Origin of the sequence: Cytobacillus luteolus, assembly GCF_017873715.1 — a bacterium.
Taxonomy (GTDB): Bacteria; Bacillota; Bacilli; order Bacillales; family Bacillaceae_L; genus Bacillus_BV; species Bacillus_BV luteola.
Genome location: NZ_JAGGKM010000002.1, coordinates 369,226 through 394,484 on the forward strand (window position 1 = coordinate 369,226; position 25,259 = coordinate 394,484).

The window sequence follows — 25,259 nt, forward strand, 5'->3', positions numbered from 1 at the left end:
CCCCTTCTTCTACTTATCTTTTTGCATATTCGATAATGTTTCACGAATCGTATTGGCAACATCATTTTGCACCATATCTCTTGCTTGACGAACAGCATGGAATAGCGCATTTTCATCAGATGACCCATGTGCCTTGATAACTGGTGCATTCAATCCAAAAAGGCCCGCTCCACCATATTCAGAGTAGTCCATTCGATTTTTTATCACTTTTAACTGAGGTTTAAGCACAGCCGCCGCAAGTTTACTTTGAAGATTGCTAGTTAATGCTGACTTTAGCATAGTAAATATTGAAAGGGCTGTACCTTCGATTGTCTTTAACGTAACATTTCCTGTAAATCCATCTGTTACAACAACATCAGCAACTCCCTCTAGCAAATCTCTAGCTTCTACATTCCCAATAAAATTCACACCAGAATCTTTTAAAAGATCAAATGCAGCTTTTGTTAATTCATTTCCTTTTTTTTCTTCAGTCCCTACATTTAGCAAACCAATTCTAGGGTTAGTAATTCCTCTGACCTTCTCTGAATAGATTGAGCCCATAATGGCGTATTGAAGTAGATGTTCTGGCTTTGCATCAACATTTGCTCCTACATCCAAGAATAAAAACCCTTCTCCTCCTATTGTTGGAAGAGTCGGTGTTAATGCCGGTCGGTCAATCCCTTCAATTCTTCCAACAATGAACAATCCAGCTGTCATTAACGCTCCAGTATTTCCGGCTGAAATACATGCATCAGCTCGTCCTTCTTTCACCTCTTGAGCCATCAGTACCATTGAGGCTGTCTTCTTTCTTCTGACTGCACGAACAGGCTCATCTGTTGCCTCAATTACCTCATCTGTATGGATAATTGAGATACGTTCATCCTTTGTTAAGTACCTGCGTATTTCTGGTTCTTTCCCAACTAAAGTAATATGTAAGTCTTTATAATGCTCGATGGCTTTGACTGCTCCATTTACAATTTCCTTTGGTGCATTGTCTCCACCCATTGCATCTATTACGATTTTCATAAATGATCATCCTTTATCCAATTTGTTTGAACGGAACATTTCAAACTCGCCAGAAAACACTAATTCATTACCAACATAGCTACTGACTTCTACTAGTGTTCTACCTTTTGTTTGTTCTACTTTTTGAACTCTAGCTTTTGCTACAACCCTTTCATTTACCTTAACTTGTCTCGTAAAGCGAATGTTTGCCTTTGCGGTTAAAGCTAGCTCATCGTTAATTACTGCTACAGCCAATGAATTCGCCTGTGCAAATAAATGATGACCACGAGCAATCTGATTTCGTTTGAAAACATGCTCACTGGTTACTTCAAGAATCGAGATTGCGCTATGATCCAATTCTATATCTATAATATCTCCTATTACTTCATCAATAGGAAGAGAACGAACCTCATCTTTAAGATTTTTTTCAGCTACATGCTTAATACGCTCCCGAAGTTCTGGAATTGATAGTTCAAGACGATCTAACCGTATTGTTTGAACACTTACTGAAAATTTATCTGCTAGATCCTCGTCTGTTATAAAAGGATTCTCGTTTATCGTATCGAGAAGAAGCTCTTGTCTTTCTTTTTTATTTCGTCTCATTAAACAAACACCATCCGAACTATTATGACTAGGTACTAATAGTAGTATATAGTTAAAAAACGTAGAATGCAAGAAAATCCTTACGTTCTACGTTTACTTAAGTCGGAATTAATCTAGTTTATCTCCATCTAAAACACCGGACAGTTCTAAGTCTTTTCTTAACAATTTATACTGTTCGTCCTTCCAGAAAGCATTAGATTGGATTAACCTAGTCGCATCATCTCTAGCTACCTCAAGTGCACGATAATCGTGAACCATATCTGCAACTTTAAACTCTGGCATTCCACTTTGCTTTTTCCCAAAGAAATCACCAGGACCACGCAACTCTAAATCTTTTTCAGATAAGACAAAGCCATCGTTTGTTTCTGACATAATTCTCATTCTTTCCTTACCAACTTCAGATTTAGGGTCTGCTAGTAAGATACAATACGATTGCTCACTCCCACGACCAACCCTACCTCTTAATTGGTGTAACTGTGACAAGCCAAATCGCTCCGCATCATAAATGACCATAATTGTGGCATTAGGAACGTTTACTCCAACTTCAACCACCGTAGTTGAGACAAGTAATTGAACCTCATTTTGACTAAATTGCTTCATTACCGAGTCCTTTTCATCTGACGATAAACGACCATGCATAAGCCCTACTTTAAATCGGCCTTGAAAGTGATAAGTAAGAGTGCTATGAACATCAATAGCGTTTTGCACATCCAATTTATCTGATTCTTCAATCAAGGGGCAAATAACATAGGCTTGTCTTCCTTTTGCTAATTCTTTTTCAATAAAAGCTAATATTCTTTCAAGCATGTCGTGCTTTGCCCAATATGTTTCAATAACCTTTCGACCAGCAGGCATTTCATCAATGACCGAGACATCCATTTCTCCAAAAACAGTGATTGCTAACGTTCTTGGAATGGGAGTTGCAGTCATAAATAAGACATCAGGATTTTCCCCTTTTTCTCTTAGAACTCTTCTTTGCTCTACGCCAAAGCGGTGCTGCTCGTCTGTAATCACAAGACCCAGTCTATTAAAATTAACTTCGTCCTGAATTAAAGCATGTGTACCGACAAGAATATCTATCTCCCCAGCTTCTAAGCTTCCGAGTAATTCTCTCCTTCGTTTTCCTTTGACAGAACTAGTCAGGAGTTCTACTTTAACATCATAAGAAGAAAATAATTCCTGTAAAGAGGACATATGTTGCTCAGCTAAAATTTCGGTTGGGACCATTAACGCACCTTGATAACCTGCTAGAATTGTTGAATAAAGGGCAATAGCAGAAACAACTGTTTTACCTGAACCTACGTCACCTTGTAATAGGCGATTCATACGATATGGCTTTTCTAAATCGCCAATTATTTCATCTACAACTCTAACTTGAGCATTTGTAAGAGGAAATGGTAATGTGTTAATAAATGATTCTAACGAAGTTCTTGAGAATTCTTGCTGTATCCCTTGTGAATGCTCACGTTCAACTTTACGTAACGCTTGCATTCTCAACTGAAACAATAAGAATTCTTCATAGACAAAACGGCGTCTAGCTTGTTTTAAATCCTCATGACACTTAGGGGCGTGCATAACTTGTAAAGCCATGCCTTTTGGTAAAAGCTTATACTTATTGAGTAGAGCGTCTGGAATATTCTCTTCAATAAATTCAATATATTGATTAAACGCAAGAGAGATAAACCTTCTCATCCCTTTAACTGTAACTTTCCCTTTTACAGAGTATACTGGTTCAATCTCTTTATCTATTGAGTATGGTGTAAAAGAGATCTCACTTACTGTAATTGTTTGGCGATGTTGATCCCATTTTCCAGTAATTGTTATTGTCTGATTTAGTTCGAGCTTTTCCTTAACATACGGTCTATTAAAACAAACAGCCTTGATTAAATATCTACCTACTAATACTCGAATGGTTAGTCGGTTACGTTTCCGTCCAAAATACTGTAAGGAAGGCTCACTATGAACCTTCCCCTCTACTGTTACTCTCTCATCATGTTTAACTTCCGCTAAATCACGTAGTTGGTAATCCTCATATCGGTATGGAAAATACTCCAATAAATCTTTAACCTTATAAATATTCATTTCAAATAGATGATTGGCTGATTCTTCACCTATTCCCTTAATATTTGTAATAGGGTCATATAATGGATTATTCACTTTTATTTAACGGAATACCAAAGATTTTCGCTTCAAGCGCACGCCCTGTTGGTGTTGCCGCTAATCCTCCTTGTGCAGTTTCTCTAAGAGCTGAAGGCATTGATTGTCCGATTTTATACATTGCATCAATTACCTCATCACATGGTATACGACTAGTAATACCTGCTAACGCCATGTCAGCCGCAACCATCGCATTTGCAGCACCCATTGCATTTCGCTTAACACAAGGAACCTCAACAAGCCCAGCAACAGGATCACAGACAAGACCTAACATGTTTTTTAAAGTGATTGCCATTGCTTCTGCAGACTGCCTTGGTGTACCGCCTGCCATTTCAACAATTGCTGCTGCTGCCATACCAGCAGCTGACCCTACTTCTGCCTGACAGCCTCCTGCTGCACCTGAGATCGAAGCATTGTTAGCCACAACAAAACCAAACGCTCCTGCTGTGAAAAGAAATTGTACCATTTCTTCTCTAGTAGGATGTAATTTGTCTCTAACTGCAAACAACGTCCCTGGAACAACCCCAGCAGACCCTGCAGTTGGAGTCGCACATATCGTTCCCATTGCAGCGTTTACTTCATTTGTTGCCACAGCTTTACTTACTGCATCTAAAATCGTTTTACCTGTTAAGAAATTCCCTTTATCGATGTAATTTTGTAAAAGAACAGCGTCTCCTCCAGTTAAGCCCGAATGAGATTTTACCCCTTTCAATCCATCTTCAACAGCTTTCTCCATTACCTCAAGATTAAATAGCATTTGCTTCATAATCTCTTCACGGCTCTTACCTGTTACTTCAACCTCTTGGTTTATCATTATTTCTGATATTTTCATATTTTTACTTTCTGCTAATTCTATTAATTCAGCTACATTTCTAAACATCATGTATGTCCTCCCTGTACACGCAACTTTGGAAACGGTTCCAAGCTCTACCTAGGTGTATTAATCAACAATCTTAGTTACCTTTAGGATGTTTGGAAGTGTCGTTAATTCATCGATAACATGCTGATCAATGTTTTGGTCAACTTCAATCGTCATTAAAGCCAGCTGTCCTTTTTCTTTCCTTGAAACTTCCATGTGTCCAATATTTATTGCATATTTTGCAAGTACGTTTGCTACACCGGCAATTGCACCATAACGATCATTATGAACTACTAAAATAGCCGGATGATTTCCAGACAGCTTTAACTCGAAACCATTTAGCTCAGTAATTTCAATCTTACCTCCACCAATGGAAATACCCACTAGTTCAAGCTCACCATTTTCATCACCAATCGATACCCTTGCGGTGTTTGGGTGATCCGTTATTGCATCTTCCTCAATAAATGTAATCTTCATTCCAGCCTGATTAGCAATATCAAGTGAGGTTTTGATTCTCTCATCAAATGTATCAAAATCTAGCAATCCACCAATAATTGCTACATCTGTTGCGTGCCCTTTATACGTGCTTGCAAAGGAACCATAAAACGAAATGGTAGCCCACTTAGGCTCTCTTCCAAATATACTTCTTGCTACTCTGCCAATTCTAGCGGCTCCTGCAGTATGTGAACTAGATGGTCCAATCATGACCGGGCCAATAATATCAAAAACGCTTCTATACTTCATATTATTGCTCCTCTCCCCTATGGTACTATTCTATTTATAAACAAACACGAATGTTCATCAATCATGTACGAAACTGTTATATATACTATCATAAACTAATGGATTTAGACAGTAAAAAAAGAAGGGAAATCCCCTTCTTCTTCATTTACTCTATTGAGATAATAAATGTATACAATGGCTGGTTACCATTGTGAACTTCTACTTCTAAATCTTCATAATTTTCCTCAATGTAAGAAACAATTGTGTTTACATCTTCCTCTGACGCATCTTCACCATATATTAATGTTAAGATTTCATCAGTGTCAGCGGAAACCATCTCTGCTAACAAGTCAGTTGTTGCTTTGATCTTATCTTTATTCGTTGTGACAATTTTGCCTTCAGAAATTCCCATGAAATCATCTTTAGCTATGTCTAATCCATCGATGTTTGTATCGCGAACAGCAAATGTTAGTTGTCCTGTTTTAACAGTTCCTAACGCTTCAGTCATGGCATCACGGTTTAATGATAATTCGATTCCTGGATTAAATGCTAACAAGGCAGCCATACCTTGTGGAACGGTCTTAGAAGGAACAACAACAACATTGTCTCCTACAACCTGCGCTGCCTGTTCAGCAGCCATTATGATGTTCTTGTTATTCGGTAAAATAATGATTTTTTCTGCATGAACTTCTTCAATTGCTTTTACGATGTCTTCCGTACTAGGATTCATCGTTTGCCCACCCTCAATTACAGCATGAGCACCAATACTTTTAAATAATTCTGTAATGCCTGAACCCATTGCTACAGTCACAATACCAAAAGGTTGTTTTTCCTTTTTAGCTATAGGTGCCATAGTAGCATGAGATTGCTGCTCTTCATACAATAAATTACTGTGTTGCTCTCTCATGTTCTCGATTTTCATATTGATCAAACTACCGTATTTCTGGCCATAAGTTAGAACATCACCAGGGTGTTCAGCATGTATATGTACTTTAACAACTTCTTCATCAGCAATCACTAGTAGTGAATCTCCGTACTGACTTAAATCGTTTCTAAATTTTTCTTCGGAAAACGTATTTTTATCTGTCTCAAACTTAACCATAAATTCAGTACAATAGCCGAACTCAATGTCCTCTGTATTAATATGACTATGAACACTTTTATGGTGTTCCGCGCTTACTAGTTCAGATAATGATGGCATTGCCATAGGAGCTCCTGGTAGCTTCTCACCTTTTAAGACAGCTAAGAATCCTTCATATACAAGAACAAGACCTTGCCCACCACTATCGACAACTCCAACTTCCTTTAGAACAGGTAACAAATCTGGAGTTCGATTTAAAGAAGCTTTTGCCTCTTTAACCACACTTTCCATTAACAACGTAATATCAGGTTGCTTTTTTGATTCCGCTACAGCACGTTTTGCAGAATCTTTTGCAACAGTTAAGATTGTACCCTCTACAGGCTTCATAACTGCTTTGTACGCCGTTTCAACACCAGCTTCCATTGCATTTGCAAATTCAACAGAGCTAATGCTATCTAGCTTTTCAATAGACTTAGAAAAGCCTCTAAAAATTTGAGAAAGTATTACACCGGAATTTCCTCTTGCACCCATCAGCAATCCTTTAGACAGCGCAACGCCTACTTTCCCAATATGATCTGAAACATTGCTTTTCACTTCTTTTGCACCAGATGTCATAGACAAATTCATATTAGTACCGGTGTCACCATCTGGTACTGGAAAAACGTTTAAGGCATCAACCATTTTTGCGTTATTTGATAAGTGACTAGCACCAGCCAATATCATTTCTGCAAAACGTTTTCCGTCTAACTTTGTAATCGACACAAACTTTTCCTCCTCTTTACGGGTTCGTTACACGAACTCCTTGTACGAAAATATTTACTGAATCTACAGCAAGTCCAACGGTTTGATCAAGTGTGTACTTAACCTTTGTTTGAACATTATGAGCCACTTCAGAAATCTTTGTACCATAGCTTACGATTATATACATATCAATATGTACTTCTTCATTTTCTTGACGAATAAGAACTCCACGTGTGAAATTCTCTTTTCTAAGTATTTCTGAAATTCCGTCTCGGATTTGATTCTTTGATGCCATACCAACGATTCCGTAACAATCAACAGCAGCTCCACCAGCAATCGTAGCGATCACTTCGTTCGATATATCAATTTGTCCGAATTTCGTTTTTAATTCGATCGACATGTCAGTTCCCCCTTTGGAATTGTTCATCTTGGCTAAAGCCATTTTACTATAAGAAAGCATATTTTGAAAGCAATTGTATTATTTTATTGTTTCCTTATGTTTATTATTATACAGAAAACATAATTTTATATGTCAAGGTTATTTTCTTGAAACCTTTGTATTGCATTATAGTTGTACTTATGATAAATTAATAAAGTATTTTCATGACTAGTTGTATAAAAACGGTTAGTTTTTTGGTGGTAAGGAGGGAAATAATATGGCACGTAAATGTGTAGTTACGGGTAAGAAAACTCGTTCTGGTAATGCACGTTCTCATGCGATGAACGCTTCAAAACGTACATGGGGTGCGAACCTTCAAAAAGTACGTATTTTAGTAGATGGCAAACCTAAACGTGTATACGTTTCAGCTAGAGCACTTAAATCTGGTAAAGTTGAGCGCGTATAATTAAGAAAAAAATGCAAATAAAATGAGGACAATAAATACTGTCCTCGAGAAGAAAGCACCTATACCGGTGCTTTTTTATTTATCCTTTTTTTATCGACCCTAGCATTGCGCGAACGATGCCCCCTAGAAACCTTGGTAGCTTAATCGTATAAAATTTCATAGTTTCCCTCCTCAACACAAGTTCCCGTTCTTTTCTTTTTCTTTTTCTTGGATTCATTTTTAATTAACATGAGTCACTATAAGTATATTCATTTCTTTCAAAAGAGTACCTCGTGCTTGAATAAAAAATCTCGTTTTAAAATGTCTTATCAAAATAATATGCCTCTTTAAAATAAATAAGTACCCTATAAAAATAATAAGTTCGTTACTTAATACATAGTTTGTTACACGTTATAATATGACTTTTTTTCATAAAAAAGGATTTAATCTCAAAAGAAAAGCCTTTCCTACCTTGTTATCAGGAATAGGAAAGGCTAATTTTTATCTTAATTTTGAGATTGCTTTTGCTCGATCTTCTTGGTTAAAGACAGCTGAGCCTGCTACTAGAACGTTTGCTCCAGCTTCGATACACAGTTTGGCCGTTTCTTCGTTTACACCACCATCTACTTCAATTTCAATGGGTAGTCCAAGGGTCGAAATCATTTCTGAAAGCTCTTTTATTTTGGGTAAAACTGATGAAATAAACTTTTGGCCACCAAAGCCCGGATTAACTGTCATGAGCAGTACCATATCAAGTTCAGGAAGCACATGTTTAATCGTGTCAACAGGTGTTGCTGGATTTAATACTACCCCTGCTTTTATACCTTGGTCTTTTATCAGTTGAATTGTACGATGAAGATGTTTGCAAGCTTCTACGTGAACTGTTATATGGTCTGCACCTGCTTTTGCAAAATCTGCAATGTACTGGTCAGGGTTTTCAATCATTAGATGAACATCTAACGGGAGCTGGGTGATAGGTCTAACCGCATTCACAATTAAGGGACCGATTGTAATGTTAGGTACAAAGTGTCCGTCCATTACGTCAATATGAATGTAGTCTGCACCTCCACGCTCAACATCTTTTATTTCTTGCCCTAACTTTGCAAAATCTGCTGACAAAATGGAGGGGGCAATCTTTACCATAATGTTAGTACCTCGGCTTTCTATCTTTTATTTCTTCTAGGAAGCTAATATAATGCTCATAACGATAATCCTTAATATCGCCTTGTTCAACCAGTGCTATTACTGCGCATTTCGGCTCGGAAGTATGTGAACACCCTCTAAATTTACAATCTGAACCCGCTTTATAAATTTCCGGAAAACAATAAGACAACTCATCTGACTCTATCTCATTGAACTCAAGGGAACTAAAACCTGGGGTATCGGCGACAAGTCCAGAACCAACTTTTATTAACTCAACATGTCTTGTAGTGTGTTTTCCTCTGCCTAAATGGGCCGAAATATCATCTGTTTTTAATTCTAGATCTGGACGCAAAACATTAAGCAGTGAGGATTTACCAACTCCTGATTGCCCTGCAAATACAGAAATTTGATTTTGTACCAAAGGAAGAAGGTCCTCTACTCCTAGGTCTTCTATAGTAGAGGTTAAAATTACTTTATAACCAATTGCTTCATAATCCTTTGCGCTTTTTTCTATTTGTTGTTTAACTTTTTGGTTCGTTAAATCCATCTTACTAATACAAATAATAGGTTCAATATCATTGGCTTCTATTAACACTAAGAAGCGATCGAGAAGCACGGTTGAAAAATCTGGTTCAACTGCAGAAAAAACGAGAATAGCTTGGTCTACATTTGCTATTGGTGGTCTAATTAGCTCATTTTTTCGCTCCAGGACTTCTAAAATATATCCATCTGTTTCATTTTCTGCCTGAAATACTACATGATCACCTACAAGCGGGGTTATTTTATTTTTCCTAAAAACACCCCTACCTCGGCACTGTGTAATTTGATCATTTTCATCTAGCACATAATAAAATCCGCTTAGCGCCTTAATGATTTTGCCTTCTGGCATATTTTCACTCCTTGTTATTCCTTACTCTTCTTCTGGGTAAGGAATCTCTCCACCATCAAAAAACTTATCGTTAATATGAATTAAATATCTAGCCTTTTTACCTGGTGCTATTACAAATTCAATATCCCTACTGGTCTGTGAAACAATATCAAATGGAGGTAAATAAAGCTCTGTAATTGAATGTTCAGCATCTTCGACATAAATTTTAACATTTAAAACTTCACCTTCAATTGCTGGTTCGTATGGAATTTCAATCGTTTCAATAACAGTCTTAGGCAATTTTTCTTCCGCTCCAAGAGAATAAATAATTTCAATTTTATCTCCTTTTTTGAGCTTGGAACCAGCTGGAGGTGTGTGGGAAATTACACTTCCTTCAGGAACTGTGTCATTGTATTCCTGTTTAGGAACTTCTCTAAGTTCATTATTAGCAATATAGGAGTTAACTGATTTTTGATTCCAACCTGTTAAATCCTCTAAAACGATCGGCTGAGGGCCTTGACTAACTTCAAAAACAACTTCCGTTTCACTTGGTATGACTAGTTCACCTTTTGAAATCGATTGACCCAAAATGGTACCCGGTTCACTCTCATCGTAAATATAATTAGGAGAAACACTTTTATAATCCTTTAATACAAGTAAAATATCTTCAAAAAGTTTTCCAGTGTAGTCTTCAAACTCTTCTTTTTCTTTTCCAGTACTTTCATAGATTGTAACAGTTTGTCCCTCTTTCACAGTCTCATTTGCACCTGGATTTGTCCTGATAACAAAACCTTCTTCAATTTCCTCATGAATCTGTTTTATCGGTTCACCAATTTTAAAGCCAGCAGCTTTAAGGATTTCCTCTGCCTCATCATAGGGCAGATTCACTACGTCCGGAACGTCTATGTCCTTTGGTAACATTAACGATGGGATAATGGTTATTGCTGCAACACCTGCTGCTATTAAAACTAAGAAAGTCGTTATAATAAACAAGGCAACTTTATTTCTTTTCTTAGGTTTCTCGACATCCTTAATTACCTGAGTTTGACTTTCTGGTTTACGTACGATCGTATCATCTTTGTGTGAAAAATGTTGATCCGTTATTATCGGAATAGCCTTAGTAATTTCTTCCCCATCTTCAGGAATCATAAATTTAGGCTCATTTAATCTATTAGGCTCAAGTGCCGATAGTATATCCTCTTCCATTTCCTCTGCAGATGTATAACGGTAAAAAGGATCCTTTGCCGTTGCCTTCAAGATAATATTTTCAATGCTCTGAGGAATCGCCTGGTTCCACCTTTTTGGTGATGGCGTTTCAGTTTGAAGATGTTTAAGTGCTATTGACACGGCTGATTCACCTGAAAATGGTACTCTTCCTGTAAGTAACTCAAACATTACAATACCTAGAGAATATAAATCGGATTTACTCGTTGCCATTCCACCTCTTGCCTGTTCTGGGGATAAATAATGAACTGAACCGAGAACAGAATTTGTTTGAGTAATAGTTGTTGAACTAAAGGCTACAGCAATTCCAAAATCTGTTACTTTTACCGTTCCATCATGATCAATTAAGATATTTTGTGGTTTGATATCTCGATGAACAATTCTGTTGTGATGGGCATGTGAAATAGCGGAGGTCAACTGTTCCATAATATTTATTACTTCTCTAGGGTGTAAAGGTGCATGTTGCTGTATGTACTGCTTTAATGTTTGACCGGCCACATATTCCATTACGATGTAATAAATATCATCCTCTTCTCCTACATCGTATATACTAACAATGTTAGGATGGGCAAGACTTGTAGCAGCATGTGCTTCACGTCTAAATCTTTTAATGAATTCTTCATCATTTGAAAAATCTAAACGTAGAATTTTAATGGCAACATCCCTCTCAAGGATGACATCCCTTGCTAGATAGACGTTGGCCATTCCTCCCCCACCGATAACCTGAAGTATTTTATATCGTCCACTTAACCGTCTACCGATAAGCATATTATTCACCTACTTCACTTTCAGACGAGTACTGAACAATCACTAAGGTAATATTGTCTTCCCCACCGTTCTCGTTTGCTAAAGAAATAAGTGTTTCTGCTTTTTTATCTAAGGATTCTGATTGAAGTAATATATCTTTCATCACTTCATCCGGTACTTTATTAGATAGTCCATCTGAACACAATAATAGATAGTCATCATCTTCTAAGATAATCGTCTTCTTGTCCATCTCAACACTTACTTCAGTACCTAATGCACGTAAAACTACATTTTTTCTAGGATGATACTCAGCATCTTCCTTTGAAATTTGGCCTAATCTTACTAGCTCACCCACTAGTGAATGATCATCAGTTATTTGCTTAAAACCAGTTTCATTCAAAATATAACAACGACTATCACCTATATGACCAATTGTTGAAAATTTAGGAGTACAGATTGCTCCTACAAAGGTTGTCCCCATCCCTTGGCATTCACTATTCATTTGTGAGTGATTAAAGAGGATGGTATTAACATGAAGGATATGTTGTTGTAACCATTGCTCTGCAATTTCTGGAGAATCAATTGTACTAGATTCCTCCCATAGTTCCTTAAGGGTTGAGATGGTCATTTGACTAGCTACATCACCTGCACGGTGGCCTCCCATGCCATCCGCGACAATAGCTAGTAAATCACCATCCTTATTTGTAAAAACGCCACAACTATCTTCGTTATGTTGTCTGACTTTTCCCCGATCTGTTAAAAAAAACGATTTCACTTAAGTCACCTCGTCTCCTCTTTACGCTCCTTTGCGCGCAGCTGCCCACATGCAGCGTCTATGTCATGGCCTTGTTCACGTCTGATTGTAACGTTTATGCCACGTTTCTTTAATACTTTTTCAAAAGCAAAAATTTGTTCTTTGGGTGTGCGTACGTAGTCACGTTCTGGTACATAGTTTACAGGTATTAAGTTGACATGACATTTTACGCCTTTAAGTAATTGAGCTAACTCTTCAGCATGTTCAACTTGATCATTAACCCCACCGAATAAGCCATATTCAAAGCTAATTCGTCTTCCTGTTTTTTCGATGTAGTATTGTACTGCATCCATTAAGTCTGGTAACTTGTATGCTTTATTAATAGGCATTAGACGGCTTCTAATTTCAGTATTTGGAGCGTGCAAGGAAATGGCGAAATTAATTTGAAGATTTTCATCTGCAAACTTATAAATTTTCGGGATAATGCCACTAGTTGATACAGTAATATGCCTCGCTCCAATATTTAAGCCCTTATCATGGTTGATAATCTTTAAGAAGGATAACATCTCATCATAATTATCAAAAGGTTCGCCAATACCCATAATAACAACATGACTTACTCTTTGTTCTAGTTCATCTATAGCCTGTTGAACCTTAACGACCTGAGCTACAATTTCACCCGCTTCAAGATTTCTTTTTAACCCACCAAGGGTTGATGCACAGAAAGTACAACCAATGCGACAACCTACCTGAGTCGTTACACAAACAGAATTCCCATATTGATGTCTCATTAATACTGTTTCAATTGAGTAGCCATCATGAAGCTCGAATAAAAATTTCATTGTTCCATCAGAAGATGTTTGTTGAATGATTGTTTTTAAGGTTGTTATGGTAAAGTATTTATCCAAATTTTCACGAAGATTCTTTGATAGATTTGTCATCTCTTCAAAGGATGTTACTCGTTTAGAATACAACCATTCAAATATTTGAGTTGCTCTAAAAGGCTTCTCACCTATTTCTCCTAACCATATTTGCATATCCTCTAACATAAGAGAATATATCGACTTCTTTGTATTATTATTTTCAATTACGTTTTTCTGGGATGTCTTAACGTCTTCCATGAACGTTACACCTGCTTTCTTAGACTTGCAATATAGAATCCGTCCGTTTCAAAATATTGAGGATATATCTGCAATTGACCATCCTTAACATATGGGTGAACTCTAGTAGGGAGTCTATCGTTTAATTTACAATCCTTCTCAAAATCTGGATTTTCAGAAAGAAACTTATCAATAATCTCTGTATTTTCTTCTTTGTCAATTGTACAAGTACTATAGACAAGTATACCACCTTTCTTTAGAAGGGGTGAAACAGCTTGCAAAATGGATAACTGAATAGATGCCAGTTTTTCAATATCGGTTTCCTTTTTAGCAAATTTTATATCAGGCTTTCTTCTAATTACACCAAACCCTGAACATGGTGCATCAACTAAAATCCGATCAAAAGATTCTCTTTCAAATTGAGCTTCTACCTTCCTACTATCCATGGCAAAAGTCTTAACGTTTGTTAAGTGTAAACGACTAACCTGTTCGTTAATCAGTTTTACCTTATGCTCATGAAGATCTAACGATATAACTTGGCCACTATTCTTTAGTAATTCAGCAATATGTGTTGTTTTCCCTCCAGGTGCCGCACAGCTGTCCAGTACTTGATGATTTTGCTCTACATCTAAAGCACGTGCTACTAACATTGAGCTTTCATCCTGTATCGTGATATACCCTTCTTTAAATGCATTAGATGAAACTAGATTCCCTCCAGTTGTTTTGACACTATCCTCAGATAGGTCTCCTCTTTCTACATCGAAACCTTCTTCCTGCAACATAGTTAGAACTTCTTCAATAGTTGTTCTAGAGAGGTTAACACGAGCTGTTTGAATAGGAGGAATAAGGTTTATCTCACACATTTTTTTTGCTTCTTCGTACCCCATCTGTTCGACCCATCTTTTGACAAGCCACTCTGGATGACTTGTTTCAATAGCAAGACGTTTAACCGGATCAGTAATTTCTTTAATTGAGGGAGCACCTTCTCGTTGTAAGGTCCGTAATACCCCATTTACCATTGATGAGATTCCTTTATGTCCTCTTCTTTTAGCAATCTCTACCGCCTCGAAAAAAATTGCCCTGTCTGGAACCCTATCTAAAAAAGTCATTTGATATACTGATAGTCTTAATAAGACAGTAACCCATAATTCCAGTTTTTTTTGTTTTTTTATAAATGGAGCTAAGTAAAAATCTAAAACATCACGCCTTTGAATAGTGCCATAGACAATTTCAGTTAATAGACCAATGTCTTTTCCTTTTATGCTGTTTTTTTCAATCATTTTGTTCAAAAGAAGGTTACTATATGCTTGATTTTTCTCGATTGATAGTAAAATCTCCAATGCTGCTTCACGTACATTACCTTTATTCATCTTGACCGCCTAACTTCTCACCGATTTCAAGTTGATTTCCACGTAAAAATTGTTTTGTTGGCATACGTTTTTTACCAGCAGGTTGAAGTTCGGTAATTTTAATACCTATCTCACTACCCGTACTCACAACAAAACCATCATCGTCGAGTCCTACAATGGAACCAGGTGAAAATTGTTCTTTATTATACTCTACTTTCTCCCCAGCCCATACTTTTATAACATCACCTCTAAAAGTTGTATAAGCAACAGGCCACGGATTTAAGCCACGGATGTGATTATAAATATCTATTCCTGTTTTATTCCAATCAATTTTTTCCTGTTCTCGTTTGATATTGTATGCAAAAGTAGCCTTTTCATCATCTTGCTTAATAGGTGTTATTTTATTAGCTAACAACAATGGAATGGTTTCTGATAGAAGTTTCGATCCTGCCACACTAAGCTTATCATGTAAAGACCCTACAGTATCTTTTTCCTCAATCGGTACCTCTACCTGAGTTAAAATATCACCTGCATCTAACTTTTCTACCATGTACATGATCGTGATACCTGTCTTTTCTTTACCTTGGATAATTGAATAATGAATCGGTGCACCGCCTCTAAGTTCCGGCAGTAATGATGCATGTACATTAATACAACCATATTTAGGAGTATTTAATATCTCATTAGGTAGAATTTGACCAAATGCTGCAGTTACTATTAAATCCGGCTTATAATCTAAAACTTTTTTTATCTCTTCCGCTTCACGGATTTTATTTGGCTGTAGTACTGGAATGCCATGTTTTTCTGCTTCTACTTTCACTGGTGGTGGAGTCAATATACGTTTTCTTCCAACGGGACGATCTGGTTGTGTAACAACTGCAACAACTTCATAACCGTCATCAATTAATTGTCGTAAGACTGGTACTGAAAAATCAGGTGTACCCATAAAAATAATTTTTTCCATTCTAACAATAACCTACCCTTCAAGTTCACCTTCATCATAGTATCGGGTGACCTTTGATGTAAATAATACTCCATTCAAGTGATCTATTTCGTGCTGTATAGCTCTTGATAAAAAACCTTCTGCTTCAAGAATAAAGGTTTGTCCACGGTGGTCTTGTGCTTTTATTTTCACATAATCAGCACGTTTTACTTCGCCAAAAAGGCCCGGAAAACTTAAACAGCCTTCTGGACCAATTTGTTCTCCCTTCATCTCTAGAATGACAGGATTAACTAGGTCAATTCGACCATGTTCATCATCAATTTCTACAATTGCGATTTGTTTATCAATGCCAACTTGAGGTGCTGCTAATCCTACTCCATCAGCCTCAATCATTGTTTCATGCATAGAATCTAGAAGTTTTATAAGGTCACTATCAAAGGATGTAACCTGTTTACATTTTGTTTCTAAAATATCGTTTGGATATTCTACTAGTTTCAGTACTGACAATCTATTTCCTCCACAAAGTATGTCTTTATTAGATATGTTTGATTACATTAACATGTAAGGATTTAAATCAATAGATAATGTTAATTGATTTTGAGATATTTCCTGTTGGTATCTTTCGATCACTGTTTTTAATGCAATGGTAAGATTTGGTTCATGCTTATATTTTATCATGCATTGGTAGCGATATCTATCATTGATACGAGGGATAGGGGATGCTACCGGCCCTAATATAATGGCTGATTCAGAAAGTTGCATGCGTAAAAATGATGTTATTTTCTCAGTGATTGAGACAACTTTAGTTAACTCCTGATGTGAAACGGTTACTAGTGTTAAGTAATAAAACGGCGGATATGCATGCGATTTACGAACCATCATCTCATTTAGATAAAATTGGTCAAAGTCATGCTGACTGGCTAATGTAATACTATAATGCTCTGGTGTATAAGTTTGAATGATTACCTCACCTGGAAGTTCATGACGCCCTGCTCTACCGCTAACCTGGGTTAATAATTGAAAGGTTTTTTCAGCAGCCCGAAAATCTGGAAGATGCAGCATGGTATCCGCTGTTAATACCCCAACAAGCGTTACGTTAGGAAAATCTAAACCCTTTGCTATCATTTGAGTTCCTAATAAAATATCCGCACGGCCCTCTCCAAATTCGGTCAGAAGCTTTTCATGCGAGCCTTTTCGACTTGTCGTATCAACATCCATTCTTATTACCCTTGCTTCAGGTAAGATTTTTGATAATTCTTCTTCAACCTTTTGTGTACCCGTCCCAAAAAAACGGATGTATTCACTATTACACTCTGGACACTCTTTAGGCAATGGTTCTTCAAAACCACAATAATGACACTTCAATCGTTGATTCGAACGATGATAGGTTAGTGAAATATCACAGTGAGGACAATTCATCACATAGCCACAGTCTCTACACATTACAAAGGATGAATACCCTCTTTTATTGAGAAATAGAACAATTTGCTCGCCATTCTCTAACTTCTCTTGGAGTTTCTCATATAAGAGACCTGAAAACATTGAACGGTTTCCATTCCTTAATTCTTCTCTCATATCAATAACTTCAACCGCTGGTAAATCACGCTCATTCATTCTCTTCCTTAAGGTTAAAAGTTTGTATACCTGTTTAGAGGCTCGAGCGAATGATTCAAGAGTTGGGGTAGCACTTCCAAGTACAATAGGACAGTTATGATACTTCCCCCGATATATAGCTACATCCCTTGCATGATATCGTGGATTATCTTCCTGCTTATAGCTACTCTCATGTTCTTCATCGATTATAATAATTCCTAGATTCTCAAATGGTGCAAATATAGCCGATCTTGCCCCGACGACTAATTTAACTTCTTTTCTATGTATTTTACGCCATTCATCATATTTTTCTCCGGCAGAAAGTCCACTATGCAATACTGCGACTTGTGAGCCGAATCTGCCTTTAAAACGATTGACCATTTGTGGTGTTAAAGAAATCTCAGGTACTAGAACAATAGCTTCCTTCCCGTTTTTTAGAACGGCATCAATTGCTTGAAGATAAACTTCCGTCTTCCCACTTCCGGTGACACCATACATAAGAAATACATCATGTTTTTCTGCTTCAACACAATCTAAAATTGGTTTAATAGCAGTCTCTTGTTCTTGGGAAAGCTCAAATGGAGAGGTCCGCTTAAAGTATTTATCCTCAAATGGGTCACGATAAACCTCTAGTTTTGTCTCTTTTAATATCCCCTTGCTAACCAGTGCTTTTATGGAAGAGTCTGTCGTAGCAATGATTTGTAAAAGTTCTTTTGCCGAAATCGGTTTTGGATTGGAAATAAAATGGTTGACGAGTTCCATTTGCTTGACTGCATTTTTAGGCAAACCATCCACATATATCTTCATTTCGTCCTCGGAAACAGCAGGTTCAACCTGACGAATCAACTTCCTATTTGCCCGGTCTTTAACTTTATAGCTAACTTCTAGCAATCCCCTTTGAATTTCTTTTTGAAAAAGCTGTACATCATCTGATTTTTCAATCTCCTCCCACAACACAACATTTCGATTTTGAAACCAGGATTGAATTTGACTAGTTAATTCATTTTGTTTGTTGTGGTCAGAAATAATGATTTCTTTTTCATATTTAGCCTTTAAGGCTGCAGGTAACATAGCCTGAAAGGCCGATATTGTGTAACAAAGGGTCGTTTTAGTTAGCCAAAATCCTATATCTAATAGTTCCTTGTTAAGGACAGGGGAGATATCAAGAATAGATTGGATTTTTTTAAGTTTAGAAAATTCTGATTCAGTTTTTATTTCAATAACAAACCCTTGTACTTTCCGTGGCCCAAAAGGTACCACTACTCTCATTCCAGGTTGGATTACCGTTGTCCATTTTTCAGGTATTGCATAGTCAAAAGCACGGTCCGTTTGTTTGGCAGGAACATCTACTATGACGGAGGCAACACTCATTGTGTATCCTCTTTATCAAGCTTGATAATTTCAGCTAATAACCGCTTTGCAACATCGTTTTTGGATAATAGAGGTAATTGAAGAGTATCTCCAACACGTTTATAAATTGTTACAATGTTGGTGTCACCGGCAAATCCTGCACCTGTTTCATTTACATTATTTGCTACCACCATATCTAGATTTTTATTAAATAATTTTTTTCTAGCATATTCTTCTACATTTTCAGTTTCAGCGGCAAACCCTATTAATAGTTGTTCCTTTTTCCTCTCGCCAAGTGTTTTTAATATATCGGTTGTTCGTTCCATCTCGATCGAGAGATTTCCGGCTTGTTTTTTCATTTTCTTTGAATAGGATTCACTAGGCCGATAATCGGCCACAGCTGCTGTTTTCACAACTATATTTGTTTCATCATATCTATTAATTACTTCTTGAAACATTTCTGCAGCAGATTCAACTCGAATCGTTGTAACACCAGGAGGGTCTGGTAATACTGTCGGGCCGGATATTAACAAAACATCCGCTCCTAACCGAGCCGCTTCTGTTGCGATTGCATATCCCATCTTCCCACTAGATCTGTTTGAAAAAAACCGAACCGGGTCAATTTTTTCTCTTGTTGGTCCCGCTGTAACGATCATTTTTTTACCTTGTAATGGCTTTCCTTCTGTGAAGTGAGCCTTTACAAGCTCAACAATATTTTCAGGCTCCTCAAGTCTTCCTTTGCCTACATATCCACATGCCAAATACCCTTCAGATGGTTCGATAAAACGATAGCCATAGCCAAATAGTGTTTCAATATTTTTTTTAACAGCAAGGTGATCATACATATGTACATTCATAGCTGGTGCTATCCAAACGGGTGAAGTTGCTGCTAACAATGTGGTCGCAATCATATTATCAGCGATCCCATTTGCTAATTTACCTATGATATTAGCGGTAGCTGGTGCAACAATGACCAAGTCCGCCCAATCGGCTAAATCAATATGAGCAATTACAGATGAATCCTTTTCATCAAAGGTATCATAGTAAACATCATTCCTTGATAGTGCTTGAAAGGTTAGCGGAGTTACAAATTTAGTGGCTGATTCACTCATTATTACTCTAACAATAGCTCCTGCTTGAACTAATTTGCTAGTTAACGCAGCAGCTTTGTATACTGCAATTCCTCCACTCACACATAATAAAACCTTCTTACCCTTTATCACCAAGAATTCCCCCTAACTTAAAAAAATAACAACCTCTTATTATCAAGGTTGTCATTTAAGTTCTAACATCTTCTATGCATTAGTAGTAGGCGTAGTATCTGATTCAACCTTAGCCTCAGTAGAATAATGTAAAATACCAGCATGGATTTCTTCTAATGCTTTTCCTACAAATTTATGTGAGCGTGGCTTTTCAATTTTTTGATCCTTATTTTCTTGCATTTTACGAGCTCTCTTTGACGCAACTGTTACTAAAATATATTTTGAATCTACCTTAGTCATTAATGAATCAATCGATGGGTATAACATAGTTTATTCTACCTCCAGCATTTTTTTATATCGTATTGCAACTCGATCTCGACGGCAATGTTCCGCTGTAACAATGGCTTTAATACGATTACAGGCATTCTCAATTCTGTCATTTTCAACAACATAATCGTAGGCATCCATCATTTCAATCTCTTCTTTTGCCACTCTCATTCGATCATTAATAATATCTTCTGATTCGGTACCTCTTGTAACAATTCTATTTTTAAGCTCACCTAAGCTTGGTGGCATTAAAAAAATAAATAATCCTTCTGGGAACGCTTTACGAACCTGAAGTGCACCTTGAACTTCAATTTCTAAGAAAACATCTTTTCCTTCTTGAAGTGTCTTTTCAACATATTCAATTGGGGTTCCGTAATAATTACCAACGAATTCAGCCCATTCTAAAAGCTTTCCTTCGGCAATTAATCGTTCGAATTCTTCACGTGACTTAAAGAAGTAATCAATACCATCTACTTCACCCTCACGTGGCTTTCTCGTTGTCATTGATATTGAATACTGAAATTTCGTATCCGGTTGTTCGAAAATCTCTTTTCTTACTGTTCCCTTTCCAACGCCCGAAGGTCCTGAAAGAACTATAAGTAAACCTCTTTCATTCATAATAGTAAACCAATCCTACCCTTCATCAGATAAATCATCTTTATTTGAAAGTCTTTGTGCAACAGTTTCAGGTTGGACAGCGGATAATATAACATGATCACTATCCATCACAATAACAGCACGTGTTCTTCTTCCATATGTAGCATCAATCAGCATCCCACGATCTCTGGCATCCTGTACAATCCTTTTAATTGGAGCAGATTCAGGGCTTACGATCGAGATAATCCTATTAGCTGAAACAATATTCCCAAACCCAATGTTTATTAACTTTATACTCATGAATGCTCCCCCTAATGTCACACTTCTATTTTTACCGTGACCACCATTTCGTAACCATTCTTTTTAGATTATTCTATATTTTGGACTTGTTCCTTTATTTTTTCTAATAAACTCTTAACTTCAACTACCTGTCTTGCGATGGCACTATCATTCCCTTTTGCACCGATTGTATTAATTTCGCGATTCATTTCTTGAACGAGAAAATCAAGCTTTCTACCAACCACTTGGTTTTCGACATTACGAAGGGTATCAAGAAATTGCTGAATATGACTTTTAATTCTTGTTAATTCTTCACTTATGTCAATTTTCTCAGCATATAACGATACTTCCGCCAAAAGTCTGTCTTCTTCAACAACACCATTTATGTATTCATTTACACGCCTTGTTATCTTTTCACGAAACTGTTCTACAACGGTAGGAGCTAGTTGAGCAATTGTGTATGTACATTTTTCAATTTCTTTAAGATAAGAGGTAATGTCAATAAGAAGTTTTTCCCCCTCATTTATTCGCATTTGCTTAAGTTCTCTCGCTGCATTTTGAACTACTTCTAATACGATTTCCTTCAATTGTTCGTTTTCAGTTTCTTCTTCATCTATGGAAATGATGTCATTTACACGAAATAACTGATTTAAGGTAATTTCATCGTTTAAAGAATATTTTTCCTTGGCGTGTTTTAAGCTTTCGTAATAACTGTCTACTAAAGACCAATCAATTATCAAGGATTTTTTGCTTAGGCCTTCGCCTTCTATTGTAATGAAAACTTCAATGCGTCCACGTCCAACATATTGACCAATAACTTTTTTTATTTTATCTTCTATTATACTTAATTGTCTAGGCATTCGCACTGAAATTTCACAGAAACGGTGGTTAACCGATTTCATTTCAACTGTCACTGACAGTGGATTAGATTCATTTCGTGCATAGCCAAAGCCTGTCATACTTACAATCATTTCATCACATCCATTTCTTTCATTAAACGTGTAACGAAATCCCCTTTAAGTATACTATCTTTTTTCTCAGGTAAAATAGCTAATTACAGAGGAATTGATATGTACACACTAAAAAAAGGTAATAGAGGATATCTCTACTACCTTTTGGATTATAACATATATTATTTTCTTTTTCTTGTTAAAAGTGTACCTGCTAGTAAAAATGTTGGAACTGCCGATAATCCAATAATTAATAACCAATCTTGTAAAATAATAGATTGTGTGTGGAAGATAGGTTGTAATGGTGGATAGTAGATAACAACTAGCATTAGGACAATAGAAGAAATGACTGCCCAAACTAAATATTTATTTTCAAACGGATTTCTGTCAAACACAGACCTTTCACTACGACAATCAAACACATGTATAAGTTGTGCTAATACTAATGTCGCAAATGCAATGGTTTGAGCATATCCTAGGTTATTTGGATTTCGATCATACACAATCATAAAGGCAATGAGAGTTACGATACCAATTAGAAAACCCCTACTAATGACCTTCCAACCTAAACCGCGTGCAAACACACCTTCCCTTGGGTTACGTGGCTTTCTTCTCATTACATTATCCTCTGCTTGATCTAGTCCCAAAGCCATCGCAGGTAGGCCATCAGTTACAAGATTCACCCATAGGATTTGAATAGGAACTAAAGGCAATGGAAGTGCCAATAGCATTGCAAAAAGCATGACTAATATTTCTCCAACATTTGAGGCTAGTAGGTATCTGATGAACTTTCTAATATTTTCATAGATATTTCGTCCTTCTTTAATAGCAGCCTTTATCGTTGCAAAATTATCATCAAGAAGAACAAGAGAGGATGCTTCTTTTGCTACATCTGTACCTGTAATTCCCATTGCAATACCGATATCAGAAGCTTTGATAGCAGGTGCATCATTCACGCCGTCACCAGTCATTGCAACAATATGACCTTTCTTTTGAAGAGCCTTAACAATTTTAAGCTTATGTTCAGGTGAGACTCTTGCGAACACATAAACATCGTCTACAACCTCTTCTAACTCTTCTACTGACATCATGGAAAGGGTATTTCCATCGATAACTTTTCCTCCCATAGGAAGAATGCCAAGCTGTGTAGCTATTGCTTTGGCGGTTATTACATGGTCACCTGTAATCATGATTGTTTTAATTCCAGCTTGTTTACATTCTTTTACTGCATCCTTTACTTCAGGGCGTGGTGGATCAATCATCCCTTGAAGACCGATAAAAGTTAAATCCTTTTCGGCTTCAAATTCATTTATAATTTTTTGACCAGGTTGTATTGGTTTGAAACCTATTGCAATGGTTCTTAAAGCCTGGCCAGCTAATTGATCAATCGCATGTTGAACTTCTGTTTCATATTTATCAGATAAAAATTGCTGTTTGTTATCCCATAAAATCGAGCCACTCACCTTTAACAATACATCTGGTGCACCTTTTGTAACTACAAATTGTTTGCCACTCTTATCCTCTACAATCACACTCATCATTTTTCTTGAGGAATCAAACGGAAACTCGTGAATAATCGTAAATTCTTTTTGAATACTTTCCCTAGATAAACCTGCTTTTAGTCCCGCTACGACTAAAGCACCCTCAGTTGGATCTCCATCCACAATGTATTCTTTATCCTTTAATTTTAATTCGGCATTATTACAGAGAACTCCAAATGTTAATATTTGATGAAGTGCTCTTTCATTCCTTGGCTGGACTTCGGAGTCACCTTTATGAAAACGACCACTTGGGTCATAGCCCGTACCACTTACTTGCCAGGTAGATCCACCAGACCATAGATGAGTAACCGTCATTTTATTTTGTGTTAATGTCCCTGTCTTATCTGAACAAATAACAGAAGCACAACCTAGTGTTTCGACTGCAGGAAGCTTTCGAACAATTGATTTTTTCTTTATCATTCGTTGTACACCTAAAGAAAGAGCAACTGTTACAATTGCAGGTAAACCTTCTGGTATTGCAGCAACCGCTAATGATACCCCAGCGAGAAACATTGTATAAATATCATGTCCTTGAATGACTCCAACAAGAACAACCAATGCAGTTAACAGTAATGCTACTGTTATCAAAATTTTCCCCAATTGTTCAAGCTTCCGTTGTAATGGAGTGATCATCGTTTCAGCAGATTGAAGTAAATCAGCAATTTGTCCCATTGCTGTGTTCATACCCGTACCTACAACGACACCTACACCGCTTCCTCTCGTTACCATTGTTCCCATGAAAGCCATATTTTCTTGGTCACCAATATTAACATTGTCACCAGATATAGGTTGCACAAACTTAGCAACAGGGACAGATTCACCAGTTAAGGCAGATTCTTCAATTTCTAAGCTCTTAGATTCAATAATCCGAAGATCTGCACCTATTCGGTCGCCACTTGTGAACTTAAGAATATCGCCTGGAACTACTTCCTTTGAAGGAACTTTTACCCATTGTTTATTTCTTAGGGCAAATACTTGTGGCGCGGACAATTCTTTAAGTGCATGAAGAGACTTCTCTGCTTTACGTTCTTGTATAAAACCTAGTACTCCATTTAATAGGACAATAGCCATAATTGCAATCGCGTCTAAATATTCACCTAAAAGCCCCGAAATTAATGTTGCGGCTAATAACACAATGACCATAAAATCCTTAAATTGCTCTAAAAACACAAGAAACGCAGAAGGTCGATCAGCCTCTTTAAGTTCATTAAAGCCTAATTGCTTTTGCCTTTGCTGGACTTCTTTATCTGATAAGCCTTCCTGAAAATTAGTGTTAACTGTTTGTTCAACTTCTTCGCTTCGCATTTCATACCATTTCAT

At 36.9% G+C, this 25,259-nt stretch carries 24 protein-coding genes; 1 reads left to right on the top strand and 23 read right to left on the bottom strand.

Features of this window, described 5'->3' with window-relative positions:
• Positions 1 to 9: 9 nt before the first annotated feature.
• The 7 genes from plsX to J2Z26_RS06705 all read right to left on the bottom strand — a co-directional run bounded on the left by plsX (position 10) and on the right by J2Z26_RS06705 (position 7,548).
• Complete coding sequence (gene plsX / locus J2Z26_RS06675) at positions 10 to 1,005, bottom strand: phosphate acyltransferase PlsX (RefSeq protein WP_193536724.1); 996 nt, start codon at positions 1,003 to 1,005, stop codon at positions 10 to 12.
• A 6-nt stretch (positions 1,006 to 1,011) separates the two neighbouring features.
• Positions 1,012 to 1,587 (bottom strand): transcription factor FapR, encoded by a 576-nt coding sequence (gene fapR, locus J2Z26_RS06680; protein ID WP_193536726.1) that lies wholly within the window; start codon positions 1,585 to 1,587, stop codon positions 1,012 to 1,014.
• 108 nt (positions 1,588 to 1,695) lie between these two features.
• Positions 1,696 to 3,744, bottom strand: coding sequence for an ATP-dependent DNA helicase RecG (gene recG / locus J2Z26_RS06685; protein WP_193536728.1), 2,049 nt, complete (start codon positions 3,742 to 3,744; stop codon positions 1,696 to 1,698).
• Positions 3,737 to 4,624, bottom strand: coding sequence for an L-serine ammonia-lyase, iron-sulfur-dependent, subunit alpha (gene sdaAA, locus J2Z26_RS06690; RefSeq protein WP_193536731.1), 888 nt, complete (start codon positions 4,622 to 4,624; stop codon positions 3,737 to 3,739). The genes recG and sdaAA overlap by 8 nt, the downstream gene beginning before the upstream one ends.
• A 60-nt stretch (positions 4,625 to 4,684) precedes the next feature.
• Positions 4,685 to 5,347 (bottom strand): L-serine ammonia-lyase, iron-sulfur-dependent subunit beta, encoded by a 663-nt coding sequence (gene sdaAB, locus J2Z26_RS06695; protein WP_193536733.1) that lies wholly within the window; start codon positions 5,345 to 5,347, stop codon positions 4,685 to 4,687.
• A gap of 145 nt (positions 5,348 to 5,492) precedes the next feature.
• A complete protein-coding gene (locus J2Z26_RS06700) occupies positions 5,493 to 7,169 on the bottom strand; it encodes a DAK2 domain-containing protein (RefSeq protein WP_193536735.1) in 1,677 nt (558 codons plus the stop codon).
• 16 nt (positions 7,170 to 7,185) lie between these two features.
• On the bottom strand, positions 7,186 to 7,548 hold the full coding sequence (locus J2Z26_RS06705; RefSeq protein ID WP_193472734.1) for an Asp23/Gls24 family envelope stress response protein: 363 nt from the start codon (positions 7,546 to 7,548) through the stop codon (positions 7,186 to 7,188).
• 256 nt (positions 7,549 to 7,804) lie between these two features.
• Between J2Z26_RS06705 and rpmB the strand changes: the two genes are divergently transcribed.
• Positions 7,805 to 7,993 (top strand): 50S ribosomal protein L28, encoded by a 189-nt coding sequence (gene rpmB, locus J2Z26_RS06710; protein WP_193472733.1) that lies wholly within the window; start codon positions 7,805 to 7,807, stop codon positions 7,991 to 7,993.
• Between the two features lie 79 nt (positions 7,994 to 8,072).
• On the opposite strand, the gene spoVM is transcribed toward rpmB, so the two are convergent.
• The 16 genes from spoVM to J2Z26_RS06790 all read right to left on the bottom strand — a co-directional run bounded on the left by spoVM (position 8,073) and on the right by J2Z26_RS06790 (position 25,259).
• The gene (gene spoVM / locus J2Z26_RS06715; protein WP_193473289.1) at positions 8,073 to 8,153 is read right to left on the bottom strand and encodes a stage V sporulation protein SpoVM; all 81 of its coding nucleotides are present in this window, start codon (positions 8,151 to 8,153) and stop codon (positions 8,073 to 8,075) included.
• Between the two features lie 320 nt (positions 8,154 to 8,473).
• The gene (gene rpe, locus J2Z26_RS06720) at positions 8,474 to 9,115 is read right to left on the bottom strand and encodes a ribulose-phosphate 3-epimerase (RefSeq protein WP_193536737.1); all 642 of its coding nucleotides are present in this window, start codon (positions 9,113 to 9,115) and stop codon (positions 8,474 to 8,476) included.
• A gap of 4 nt (positions 9,116 to 9,119) precedes the next feature.
• Positions 9,120 to 10,004: a ribosome small subunit-dependent GTPase A gene (gene rsgA / locus J2Z26_RS06725; protein WP_193536739.1), complete on the bottom strand. Its 885-nt coding sequence runs from the start codon at positions 10,002 to 10,004 to the stop codon at positions 9,120 to 9,122.
• Positions 10,005 to 10,025: 21 nt separating this feature from the next.
• On the bottom strand, positions 10,026 to 11,975 hold the full coding sequence (gene pknB / locus J2Z26_RS06730) for a Stk1 family PASTA domain-containing Ser/Thr kinase (protein WP_193536740.1): 1,950 nt from the start codon (positions 11,973 to 11,975) through the stop codon (positions 10,026 to 10,028).
• Between the two features lies 1 nt (position 11,976).
• Positions 11,977 to 12,729 (bottom strand): Stp1/IreP family PP2C-type Ser/Thr phosphatase, encoded by a 753-nt coding sequence (locus J2Z26_RS06735; protein ID WP_193536742.1) that lies wholly within the window; start codon positions 12,727 to 12,729, stop codon positions 11,977 to 11,979.
• 5 nt (positions 12,730 to 12,734) lie between these two features.
• The gene (gene rlmN, locus J2Z26_RS06740) at positions 12,735 to 13,829 is read right to left on the bottom strand and encodes a dual-specificity RNA methyltransferase RlmN (RefSeq protein ID WP_193536744.1); all 1,095 of its coding nucleotides are present in this window, start codon (positions 13,827 to 13,829) and stop codon (positions 12,735 to 12,737) included.
• A gap of 5 nt (positions 13,830 to 13,834) precedes the next feature.
• Positions 13,835 to 15,178, bottom strand: coding sequence for a 16S rRNA (cytosine(967)-C(5))-methyltransferase RsmB (gene rsmB / locus J2Z26_RS06745; protein WP_193536747.1), 1,344 nt, complete (start codon positions 15,176 to 15,178; stop codon positions 13,835 to 13,837).
• The gene (gene fmt / locus J2Z26_RS06750) at positions 15,171 to 16,121 is read right to left on the bottom strand and encodes a methionyl-tRNA formyltransferase (protein WP_193536748.1); all 951 of its coding nucleotides are present in this window, start codon (positions 16,119 to 16,121) and stop codon (positions 15,171 to 15,173) included. Before fmt ends, rsmB begins: the two co-directional genes overlap by 8 nt.
• Positions 16,122 to 16,133: 12 nt before the next feature.
• On the bottom strand, positions 16,134 to 16,607 hold the full coding sequence (gene def / locus J2Z26_RS06755; RefSeq protein WP_193536750.1) for a peptide deformylase: 474 nt from the start codon (positions 16,605 to 16,607) through the stop codon (positions 16,134 to 16,136).
• 42 nt (positions 16,608 to 16,649) lie between these two features.
• Positions 16,650 to 19,064, bottom strand: coding sequence for a primosomal protein N' (gene priA, locus J2Z26_RS06760; RefSeq protein WP_193536752.1), 2,415 nt, complete (start codon positions 19,062 to 19,064; stop codon positions 16,650 to 16,652).
• The gene (gene coaBC, locus J2Z26_RS06765; RefSeq protein ID WP_193536754.1) at positions 19,061 to 20,266 is read right to left on the bottom strand and encodes a bifunctional phosphopantothenoylcysteine decarboxylase/phosphopantothenate--cysteine ligase CoaBC; all 1,206 of its coding nucleotides are present in this window, start codon (positions 20,264 to 20,266) and stop codon (positions 19,061 to 19,063) included. The genes priA and coaBC overlap by 4 nt, the downstream gene beginning before the upstream one ends.
• A 72-nt stretch (positions 20,267 to 20,338) precedes the next feature.
• On the bottom strand, positions 20,339 to 20,572 hold the full coding sequence (gene rpoZ / locus J2Z26_RS06770; RefSeq protein WP_193536756.1) for a DNA-directed RNA polymerase subunit omega: 234 nt from the start codon (positions 20,570 to 20,572) through the stop codon (positions 20,339 to 20,341).
• Positions 20,573 to 20,575: 3 nt separating this feature from the next.
• Entirely contained in the window at positions 20,576 to 21,190 is a 615-nt protein-coding gene (gene gmk / locus J2Z26_RS06775; protein ID WP_193536758.1) for a guanylate kinase, read from the bottom strand.
• A gap of 15 nt (positions 21,191 to 21,205) precedes the next feature.
• Positions 21,206 to 21,469, bottom strand: coding sequence for an extracellular matrix/biofilm regulator RemA (gene remA / locus J2Z26_RS06780; protein ID WP_193472720.1), 264 nt, complete (start codon positions 21,467 to 21,469; stop codon positions 21,206 to 21,208).
• Positions 21,470 to 21,537: 68 nt separating this feature from the next.
• A complete protein-coding gene (locus J2Z26_RS06785; protein WP_193536760.1) occupies positions 21,538 to 22,419 on the bottom strand; it encodes a YicC/YloC family endoribonuclease in 882 nt (293 codons plus the stop codon).
• Between the two features lie 161 nt (positions 22,420 to 22,580).
• Positions 22,581 to 25,259, bottom strand: a complete 2,679-nt coding sequence (locus J2Z26_RS06790) for a calcium-translocating P-type ATPase, SERCA-type (RefSeq protein ID WP_193536762.1) — start codon at positions 25,257 to 25,259, stop codon at positions 22,581 to 22,583.